The organism is Streptomyces sp. NPDC002130, assembly GCF_040296465.1.
Classification (GTDB): domain Bacteria; phylum Actinomycetota; class Actinomycetes; order Streptomycetales; family Streptomycetaceae; genus Streptomyces.
Genome location: NZ_JBEOXI010000282.1, coordinates 1 through 9,792, shown reverse-complemented (window position 1 = coordinate 9,792; position 9,792 = coordinate 1). Strand labels below are relative to the sequence as shown.

Annotated in this window: 8 protein-coding genes and 2 pseudogenes; 2 read left to right on the top strand and 8 right to left on the bottom strand. The window is 71.3% G+C overall.

The genetic code is table 11. From position 1 onward, the window contains the following. Positions 1–60: 60 nt before the first annotated feature. Positions 61–1,020, bottom strand: a pseudogene (locus tag ABT116_RS35090) (beta-ketoacyl-[acyl-carrier-protein] synthase family protein); the annotation flags it as partial. Between the two features lie 340 nt (positions 1,021–1,360). On the opposite strand from ABT116_RS35090, the gene ABT116_RS35085 reads away from it, so the two are divergent. Then, a complete protein-coding gene (locus ABT116_RS35085) occupies positions 1,361–2,704 on the top strand; it encodes an AfsR/SARP family transcriptional regulator (RefSeq protein WP_351642338.1) in 1,344 nt (447 codons plus the stop codon). Positions 2,705–3,048: 344 nt separating this feature from the next. On the opposite strand, the gene ABT116_RS35080 is transcribed toward ABT116_RS35085, so the two are convergent. Beyond that, positions 3,049–3,933, bottom strand: coding sequence for an NAD-dependent protein deacetylase (locus ABT116_RS35080; protein WP_351642335.1), 885 nt, complete (start codon positions 3,931–3,933; stop codon positions 3,049–3,051). Positions 3,934–4,351: 418 nt separating this feature from the next. On the opposite strand from ABT116_RS35080, the gene ABT116_RS35075 reads away from it, so the two are divergent. After that, entirely contained in the window at positions 4,352–4,630 is a 279-nt protein-coding gene (locus ABT116_RS35075) for a GlsB/YeaQ/YmgE family stress response membrane protein (protein WP_351642333.1), read from the top strand. Between the two features lie 137 nt (positions 4,631–4,767). Here the strand turns inward: ABT116_RS35075 and ABT116_RS35070 are convergent, their stop codons facing one another. From ABT116_RS35070 to ABT116_RS35045, 6 genes and pseudogenes are all read right to left on the bottom strand, one after another. After that, positions 4,768–5,589 carry an endo alpha-1,4 polygalactosaminidase gene (locus ABT116_RS35070; RefSeq protein ID WP_351642330.1) on the bottom strand — a complete coding sequence of 274 codons (822 nt, stop codon included), beginning with the start codon at positions 5,587–5,589 and terminating at the stop codon, positions 4,768–4,770. Continuing rightward, complete coding sequence (locus tag ABT116_RS35065; protein WP_351642327.1) at positions 5,586–6,248, bottom strand: spherulation-specific family 4 protein; 663 nt, start codon at positions 6,246–6,248, stop codon at positions 5,586–5,588. Before ABT116_RS35065 ends, ABT116_RS35070 begins: the two co-directional genes overlap by 4 nt. After that, the gene (locus tag ABT116_RS35060; RefSeq protein WP_351642324.1) at positions 6,245–7,147 is read right to left on the bottom strand and encodes an NAD-dependent epimerase/dehydratase family protein; all 903 of its coding nucleotides are present in this window, start codon (positions 7,145–7,147) and stop codon (positions 6,245–6,247) included. Before ABT116_RS35060 ends, ABT116_RS35065 begins: the two co-directional genes overlap by 4 nt. A gap of 7 nt (positions 7,148–7,154) precedes the next feature. Then, complete coding sequence (locus ABT116_RS35055; RefSeq protein ID WP_351642321.1) at positions 7,155–7,868, bottom strand: nucleotidyltransferase family protein; 714 nt, start codon at positions 7,866–7,868, stop codon at positions 7,155–7,157. A gap of 68 nt (positions 7,869–7,936) precedes the next feature. After that, complete coding sequence (locus ABT116_RS35050; protein WP_351642318.1) at positions 7,937–8,938, bottom strand: GDP-mannose 4,6-dehydratase; 1,002 nt, start codon at positions 8,936–8,938, stop codon at positions 7,937–7,939. A gap of 52 nt (positions 8,939–8,990) precedes the next feature. Further along, positions 8,991–9,792 (bottom strand): annotated as a pseudogene (locus tag ABT116_RS35045) (hypothetical protein); the annotation flags it as partial.

Sequence of the window (9,792 nt, the reverse complement as noted above, 5' to 3'; positions counted from 1 at the left end):
AGCTGGATGCTGTCCTCAATGGCCTTGAGCTGGGTAAAGAACTCGTCGGGTTCCCGGCCGACCGTGAGGACCCGGAAGGTGTGGGCGTTGGTTCCAGGAGTCGGGGTCGTCCTGGTACCGGGTGCGCAGCCACTCCCACATCGCGGTGACCGTCTCCTGTACGGCGCGCGGCCCACGCCGGTCCATCACGAAGTGGGTGCCGTCCGCGCGCGTCTCCAGACGGTGCAGGTCCTGGGTGCCGGGCAGGGTGTGGTGCCAGGCCGCGTCCAGCCGCACCACCGACTCCGGCCTCGGGCGGCCCGTGACCACCGCGGCGACCGCGGTGTCCGCGAACAGCAGCCGGACGATCAAGGACTCGAGTGTGTCGTCCCCGGGCTGGTAGGTCGTGCTCAGCGCCTCCGAGATGACGACCAGGACCACCCGGTCGGGGTCCGCGGCGACCAGCTCCGCCGCCAGTGCCAGGGAGCGCGTCCCCGCGATGCACGCCCACTGGGTGGCCGGCAGCAGCATCGCATCGCTGCGGAGCGACAGCCGGTTGGCCAGGGCGATGTCCAGTCCCGGCAGCGCCGGGGTGGTGGAGTGACTGGTGATCAGGCAGTCGACGTCCGCGGCATCCAGCCCGGCTGTCTGCAGGGCCCCGCGCGCCGCACGCTCCCCGTAGGACTGCACGGCCTCCCAGGCGGGCGCGGTGCGCTCCTGGACGGTCTGCGGGGCGGGTATGGACTCGAGGGCGGCGATCACACGGTCCACGTCCTGCTGTGCGAACCCGTCGCGCGCAAGCGCCTCTTGGGCCGGCTCGATACCGACAGCGTGCAGACCGCTGCCCTTGCCTGGCGCTACGGCGGTCTCCAGCGGCAGCATCCAGCCGCGGGTCTCGATGCCCGTACTGGCGGCGATGCCGTCGATCCGCGGCGCCCACGCCGCATGCGGGTGCCGGTCGCTCACCTCCGCCACGATCTCGCTGGTCTTCACGGCGTGCTCGCCGTGTATGACGGCTGGCGGGCAGAGGTAAGCGGCCATGATGAGGCACCTTTCGAGGGGATACAGGGAGAATGTCGAGAGTGCTGTGTCATGGGTCACTTTGTGAGTTAGCGCCCAAGAGGATGCGGATGAGCCCCACTTCACGGGCGGTCATCCGTTTCGAGCATGGACGCCAAAGGGACATTTCCGCTGTGATGCAGACAACTAAGACGGGCTTTGGTCGGTGTGACACGGCCCACAGCATCGAGGTCATCCTTGGCCGCCCCCGGGCAGCGAGCTGCCGTCCCGCTACCGGATGGGCTCCAGCTTGCAGCGGAAGTGGCGCAGGAGCGGGCGTATTGACGTGGCGGCTGCCCGCGAGCCAGTGACCGGGGGAGCGGTGAGTACGCGGTACGAGTTCAGGGTCTTGGGGCCCCTCGAAGTCCTGCGCGACGGGCGGCCCGTGCGTATCGACGCGGCAAAGGTACGGCTGCTGCTGGCGGCTCTGCTCACGGAGGTCAACCACGTGGTCACCGTGGACACGCTGGTGCACCGGCTGTGGGGGGACGGCCCGCCCGGCCGTGCGCGCAACACACTCCAGAACTACGTCCTGCGTCTGCGCCGAGCCCTCGGTTGCCCGGCGGGCGGTGCGCCCGTGCTCACCCGCCCCCACGGCTATGTGATCGAGACCGCGCCGGACGCCCTGGGCCTGCACCGTTTCACCGCCCTGGTCCGGCAGGGCCGCACGGCTCTCGAAGAGGGCGCGGCGGCACTGGACGAACAGCGCCTGGACGCAATGGAGTTGCGGATCGACGCCGATCTGACCCTCGGTAGGGCCGCCGACGTCCTGCCGGAACTGCGGGGCCTCAGCGAGGAGTACCCGCTGCGCGAGAATTTCTGGGCTCAGCGAATGCTGGCGCTCTTCCACTGCGGACGACAGGGGGAGGCGCTGGAGAGCTACCGCGAGATCACCGCGTTGCTCGCCGACGAGCTGGGCGTTGCGCCCGGCGCCGGGCTGCGGCAGGTCCACCGGCGGCTGTTGACAGCCACTCCGGACCTGATCGAGGCCAGGGCGGTGAGGACGGCCTCACCGCCCCGGGACGTTGATCTGCCGGTGGAGATGACGACGTTCGTCGGCCGCGAGACAGAGATGGCCGAGGCACGCCACCTGCCGGGGACCGCCCGGCTCGTCACCCTCACCGGAGTGGGCCGGGTCGGCAAGACGCGGCTCGCCCTGCGGGTCGCAGCCGAGGTGGCCCCCTCCTTCGCAGACGGGGTCCGGCTCGCCGACCTCGCTCCACTGAGCGACGCGGACCTTCTCGACCGGACCGTGTCGGAGGCGCTCGGACACGGCGAAGCGGAGAGGGCCTTGGCTCCCTTGCAGGAGGCTCTCGCCCGGCAACAGGCGATCGGGGACAGCTGGGGGCCGGTCTGGGGTTTGGAGACACTGGCCTGGGCGGTGGCGGCCACCGGCGACTGCACCCGGGCGGCGTGGCTCCTGGGCGCCGCCCACCGCATGCGTCGGGACACGGGCGTGGCGTTGATCGGCCTGCGCCCGTTCCACGAGGCGCACCGCACCGCCGAGAGGCGGGTCCGCGCATCGCTGGACACCGAGGAGTACACGGCGGCCTGGTCCCGGGGCGCCTCCGCCGAGGACGCCCTGCGACAGGCGCGGGAGAAGGGGACGTCCCCCGCCGGGCCGGCCCGCACCCGAACGGGTGGTTCCCGCACTCCGACAGCGTAGGAGGACGCCTCACACAGGGCGCCGGAAGCTCCGAGATGGTCAGGAACCTGCGACCGGGACGGTGGACGCTGACCATCCGCACGGACGACCCGGGGAGTTGTATCCCCGTCCGGGCCACGGAGGGGCTGTCCGGCACCCGTTGGTTCCGCGCCTCCCGGCTCGGCCGCCCCTACTACGCCAAGCCGCGCGGAAGGGCCCGGGGGGAGCCCTGGTGCTGCGCGTGGCGCCGATCAGGCCGGCCGCGGCGCTCCGGCCGGCTCGGCTGACGCCGCAGCACGCGCGATCAGGCCCGGCCACCGGCCCGCGCACGGGCAGGGGCACGGGCACGGCCCCACTGTCTCCACTCAGTCGACGGGGATGCCCAGCCGCAGCGAGACGGAGCTCAGAGCTGAGCCCAAGGGGAGGGAAACCCTGGTGAGGGCGAGGTGGTCGCCGCGGGTCTGATCCCGGTTGACGATCAGTACCGGCTTCCCGGCCAGAGCCGCCTGGCGGACGAAGCGGAGTCCGGACATCACGGTCAGTGAGGATCCCAGGACCAGCAGCGAGGTCGCCGCACGGACCAACTCGCGGCAATGCTCGACCCGTTGCGGCGGAACGGCTTCGCCGAAGAACACGACGTCCGGTTTGAGGATGCCGCCGCATTCCGTGCAGGGAACCACGCGGAAGTCTGCGACCTGCTCGTCCGTGAGATCGGCGTCCCCGTCGGGGTTGATTCCGGCGGCCACGGGCTCGAAACCCGGGTTGGCTTCCTCGAGCCGCACGGCGAGTTCGCGGCGCGGGCTGGGGGCGCTGCAGGAAAGGCAGACGACCCGCGCCAGGGTTCCGTGCAGTTCCACGACGTCCTCGCTGCCGGCGGCCTGGTGCAGGCCGTCCACGTTCTGGGTGACGATACCCGAGAGGAGGCCGTGCCTTCCGAAGGCCGCCACGGCCCGGTGCCCGGCATTGGGGCGGGCTCCGCCGAACGTGCGCCAGCCGAGGTGGCTGCGTGCCCAGTACCGGCGCCGGGCCTCGGCGGCGGCGGTGAAGTCCTGGTAGGTCATCGGAGTGTGCCGGCTCAGACTCCCTCCCTCTCCCCGGTAGTCGGGGATGCCCGATTCGGTGGAGATGCCCGCGCCGCTGAGCACCAGCACTCCGCCGCTGCGCAGCGCATCGACGACCGGCTCGGGATCCGTGCTCCCCGGCGGCAGGTCCTCGGCAGGGGTCCAGCTCAGGGTGGGACGCATGCGCATGCCGTCAGGGTACGGAACAGCAGCCCGCCAAAGCGTTCTCCTTCAGATCATTGCAACGCGGTGAATGATTCCGTTGCGTCGAGCGTCAAGATTGTTGCCATGATTGGCGGCTTTGACCTGCACGTATAGCAGCTGTATGCAGTGATGGCATTGCACCTCAATCATGAAATGCGACGTAGCGTTTCCATTATCTGAAACTGTGCATCACGAGAAGCCCAGCCTGGCACTCCGGCGGTGGGAGGGGTCATGCCCCTGCCGCGCCCCACGGGCCTGGCCGCGCGGTTGACTCCGAGTCACCCGGCAACCCGGTTCGCGTCGAGGGCGACAGAGCCGAAATCAGAAGGAGACGTTTGGCCGGGCGGGATCGGCGTACCCGATGACTTAACAGAATCCTTATACGACGAAGCGGAGACGCACCATGGGCATCATTGCTTGGATCATCATCGGGCTCCTCGCCGGCGCCATCGCCAAGGCCCTGATGCCGGGCAAGGACCCCGGCGGCATCATCATCACGATGCTCATCGGTATCGTCGGCGGTCTGCTCGGCGGCTGGCTCGGCAAGGTCATATTCGGCGTGGACTCCATCGACGGGTTCTTCGACCTCTCCACGTGGATCGCCGCGGTCGTCGGCTCCCTCATCCTGCTCGCCCTCTACCGCCTCGTCACCGGCAACCGGCGTTCGCATCGCCACGCCTGACGCGTAGAAAGCAAACGCCCCTGTACACATGCTGATGGCTCCTCCCTCGCGAAGGGAGGAGCCATCAGCATGTGCGGGTGCCGGCCGCCCTGTAGCCGATCACGCCGAGGCTGAAGCACACCCGATCGAAGCCCCGCTCAGCAGGAGCTCCGCCACACCCCGAGTTCCGGTTTCTTCCGCATCGACGACAACCCCAGTCGGCGGGACTCGGCACAGAAAGCACTCCGCGGCTCCGCGTACTCAACGTGGAACACCGCCTTGCCCGCCGCGATGAACGGGGAGAGTTCGCCGCACTCGTCGTACTGGGCGCACTCCTCGTTGACCGCGAAGTCGAAATCGCCCACGAGCTGCGGAATTTGGGGCAGGTCGTTCTTCAGCCCCACCGACAGACCCCGCTCATGAGCGAGGGCCGCGATCATCCGGTTGTACCTCAGCTGGTCGCGTGCGGTCAGCGGAAAGCCGGTGTCATTGCCGTAGCCCTCCACCAGATCGGGTTCCACCGCGTCGAAGCCCTTGTCGCGGCACATGTCGAAGCGGCGTTCCATGATCGGTCGCAGAACGGTCAGCTGACGGATGTCCAGCCACCGCTCACCCGACCACCCGTTGGGCTCGCCGAGCACCGAGCGCGGGAAAGCGTCCCGGTCCGGCCGGAAGTCCTCCCACGCGCCGACGTTGACGTAACAGATGACCTTCCTTCCCGCGCGATGCAGCCGGGCCACGTCCGCCGCGGAGTTCTCGAAGCCGTCGATGTCGTAGACAGGCACATCGGCCGACGCGTCGACCCTGCCGTCGAGTTGCCACTGCCACGCGAGGCCCGGACGGGGCTTCCACACGGCTCGAGAGGGTGACGGCCTACTGTGCCCGTCGGCGGGTCGCTCGGCGCTGCCGGAGCAGCCCGTCAGCGCCGCGGCCGTCACAGCGGTCAGCAGAGCCGCGCACCACACCCCCGGCCTGCTCATCGCCCCGCACCGGTGAGCGCGGGTGTCAATCGGTCCCAGGGGTTGGGTGGTTCGCCCGTCACCGGGCCGCAGACCGCCGCTCCGCGCTCGTGCGCGGTGCGCACGGCGAGGGGCACGAGGGCTTCGGGCACGCCGTAGACGAGGTGGCACAGCCGCTCGGGTGGGTGCCGTGCGGTCCACGCCGGCCGGCTGAAGGCCGAGACGTACGTCGACCAGTGGCCCTCGAAGGTGACGGTCAGGTCGGCGAGGCGGGCGTATCCCGGCGCCGGGTGGACCCCGGGGTTGAGGACGACCGTCCCCGCACCCAGCCTGCGTACCGCCCGCACCAGCCTGCGGCAGGCCGGCAGTCCTTCCGCGGTCGCCGTCACCCGGTCCAGGAAGCAGCCGTCCGCCGCGTACCACTCCCGGTGCCGGCGCACATCCTCGGCGACGTCCGCCGGTTCGCGCACCCCGTAGTCGGTGTCGACGTAGCCCAGCAGACGCGCCCCCGCGGCCCGCAGCGCACCCGCCGCCGCGGTGAACGCCGGGTCGGGCACCTCGCCCGGCCCGCTCGCCGGATTGAGAACCACACCGTACGTGTGAGTCGCGGCGGTGATCAGCCGGTGCCAGGCACCCGGGTCCTCGGCCGGATGGACGTACAGCGGAATCAGCAGGCTCACGGCGTGCGGCCGCCTTCCCACAGGGCGGTCAACGCCTCGTCGAGGGAGTGCGCCGGACGCCAGCCCAGGGCCTGCACGGCCGCGGTGATGTCGGAACACTGCCACGACACCTGCGCCGAGCGGGCCGAGCCCGCCGAGCCCGCCGCGCTCTCCTCGATCCGGCCCCGGAAGCCGGCCAGGCCGGCCAGACGCCGGACCAGGTCGCGCACCGGGACGGCCCCGCCCCCGCCGATGTTGAGCACCGGTGGCAACGGTCCCGGAGCCGTGGCCGCGAGCACCGCCGCGCGCGCCACATCGCGTACGTCGACGAAGTCGCGGTAGGCGGACAGATCGCCGAGCCGCAGCACCGCCTCCGGGCCGGAGCCCGCCTCGCGCAGCAGTGCGGCGATCCGGCCGGGCAGTCCGGTGGGCGGAGCTCCCGGCCCCACCGGATTGCCCACCCGCAGCACCACCGCGTCCAGGCCCGAAGCGGTCACCGCGACCGTGCCCGCGAGCTTGGTCGCACCGTAAGGGCCGACCGGGCGGGTCGGCGCCGACTCCGTCACCGGGACGTCGGGCGTGCCCGGGCCGTACTCGGCGGCCGAGCCCAGGTGAACCAGGCGGGCCGCGGGGGCGGCCTCGCGCAGGGCGGCGCACAGCACCGCGGGACCGCGGGTGTTGACCTCGGCGAGGGTGACGGCGTCACCGCCGGTCGCGCCCGCGCAGTTGACGACGGTGTCGGGCGCGGCCGACGCGAGGGTCTTCGCCAGCCGCTCCGGACGGACACGGGCCAGATCGACGTCGAAGTCGGCGGCCGGAGACCGGCCACCGCCGATCACCAGCGCGCCCGGCAGGGTGCGCAGCCGCTCGACGACATGAGCGCCGAGATAGCCGGTGAAGCCCAGGACGAGAATGCGCATGACGTGCTCAGGCTCCCTTGAGCAGCAGCGACTTGCGGGTGGTGAACTCGGCGTTGGCCCGGTCGTAGTCGTCCGGGCGTCCGATGTCCAGCCAGTACCCGTCGAAGTCGTAGGCGTGCGGCTGGTTGTCGGTCTTGAGCAGGTCGAGCACCAACTCGTCGAAGCCTAGGGGCAGTCCGGCCGTGTAGCCGTCCAGGGTGCTGCGGGACAGGCCGTAGACGCCCATGGAGACGCGGTAGTCCATGCTCGGCTTCTCGGTGAACGCGACGACCTTGCTGGAGTCGGTGGTCAGCACCCCGAAATCGATGTGCACCTTGCGAGCGTACGTGGCGATGGTCAGCGGGGCCCCGGACGCGCGGTGCCGGCGCAGGACGTCGGCGTAATCGAGGTCGGTGAGGACATCGCCGTTCATCACCAGGAAGGTCTCGGGCAGCCGGTGGCGCAGGTTGAGCAGCGGTCCCATGGTGCCCAGCGGGCTGTCCTCGGTGGCGTAGTCGACGGTCAGGCCCCACTGCGAGCCGTCGCCGACGTAGGCGCGGATGATCTCGCCGAGGTGGCCGATGGCGATGGTGCAGCTGGTGAAGCCGGCCGTGGACAGCTGGCGCAGCACGATCTCCAGAATGGCGTGCTGGTCACCGATGGGCACGAGCGGCTTGGGCAACGCGGTGGTGTACGGCCGCAGCCGGACGCCCTTGCCTCCCGCCAGGATCACTGCGTGCATGGGGCTCCTCCTTCGTGAACGCTTCGTGGACGTGCGCAGACGTGACGGACGAGATCCGCTGTGTGGTGTCAGATGTTGTAGATGCCGGTCTTGTACCGGGCGAGGTTGGCAGGGTCGCGGAAGAACTCCACGGTGGACGCGAGGCCTTCCTCCAGGGTGTGCGCGGGCTGCCAGCCGGTGGCCGCCCGCAGCCGGCTCGCGTCCGCGACCAGTCGCATCACCTCGGAGTTCGCGGGGCGGATGCGGGCGGTGTCCTCGCGGACGTCGAGGGCGGTGTCCATCACCTTGCCGATCAGCGCGACCAGGTCACCGACCGAGATCTCCCCGCCGGTACCGGCGTTGAAGGTACGGCCCACGACCCGCTCGGCGGGCGCGCCGCCGACGGCGAGGAAGGCCTGCGCGGTGTCCTTGACGAAGGTGAAGTCCCGGGTGGGGCGCAGGTCGCCGAGGGTGATCGTGCGTTCTCCCGCCGCGACCTGCCCGATGACGGTGGGGATGACCGCGCGCATCGACTGGCGCGGCCCGAAGGTGTTGAAGGGCCGCAGCGTGACGACCGGGGTGTCGAAACTGGCGTGGTAGCTGTCGGCCAGCCGGTCCCCGCCCGCCTTCGAAGCGGCGTACGGGGACTGGGTGTTGATGGGGTGGTCCTCGGTGATGGGCACGGTCCGCGCGGTGCCGTACGTCTCGCTGGTGGAGGTGTGCACCAGCCGGGGCGTGCCGAGGGCGCGCACGGCTTCCAGTACGTTGAGGGTGCCGGTGACGTTGGTGTCCACGTAGCTGTGCGGAGCCTGGTAGGAGTACGGGATCGCGATCAGGGCGGCCAGGTGGTAGGCGGTGTCGGCGCCCTCGAGGAGGCCGCGGACGGAGCCGGGGTCCCGGACGTCCCCGAGGACGATCTCCACCTGCTCCAGGACGTCCGGGTGCAGGGTCTCCAGCCAGCCGTAGGAGGAGAAGGAGTTGTACTGGGCCATGGCCCGGACCCGGTGTCCGGAGGCGACCAGCGCCTCGGTGAGGTGCGAGCCGATGAAGCCCTCGGCTCCGGTGACGGCGGCGAGCGGTGCGGAGGTCAACTGCGGTGTCCCTTCGGATGGGTGGGATGTGAGCGGGGGGTGGGGCGCGGGCTCAGGCGTGTGGTGCGGGCCGGCCGAGCAGCCACAGCGCGCACGCCGACAGACACAGGGCGGCGGCGCCGCAGCCGAGCGGCAGGGCAAGGGCGGCGCCCGGTGGCAGCTGGAACACGACGACCGCTCCGGCTCCGGCCGCTGCCGTCAGGCAGATCCCGGCCGACGACCAGGCCGCCCCGAACGCCTGGAGCAGCAGCGCGGTCCACAGGACGGCGGCGAGCAGCAGCAGGGCGACCGGGTCGGCGCCGGTGAGCAGGGCCGCGGGCAGCAGCGGCGCGAGATAGGCGAGCAGGCAGAGCCCGAGGATGCCGGCCGAACGCAGCAGGAACCCGGCGGGTGTGGCGGTGGCGCGCAGCGCGGCGACCGACAGTCCGCGGTAGCGGTACAGCAGCCACTCCGCCGGCCCCATGCTCAGCGTCAGCACGATCACCGCGTACGGCTCCTCCCGCCCCTCCAGCAGCACCAGCACCCCGGCGGCCAGTCCGAACAGGCCGTACGGCAGTGACCACAGCAGACGCGGCCGGGTCGCGCCGGCGGCGGCCGGAACGGCGAGGGCGCCGCGCAGGACCCAGCCGGTGACGGCGAGGGTGGCGAGCAGCGCCAGCAGGGGCAGCCCGGCCCGGACCACGGGGCCGGGCTCCCACCACGGCAGGACGGCCGCACCCGCGAGCAGCGGGCTGAGCGCGGCCAGCAGCAGCCGTTCCCGGCCCAGCACCAGCAGGACACCGGCGGCCGCCAGATACGCGGACTGCGCGGCAGCAACCAGGGTCACCGGTCCGCCGCCCGCGGGCAGCGCGGCG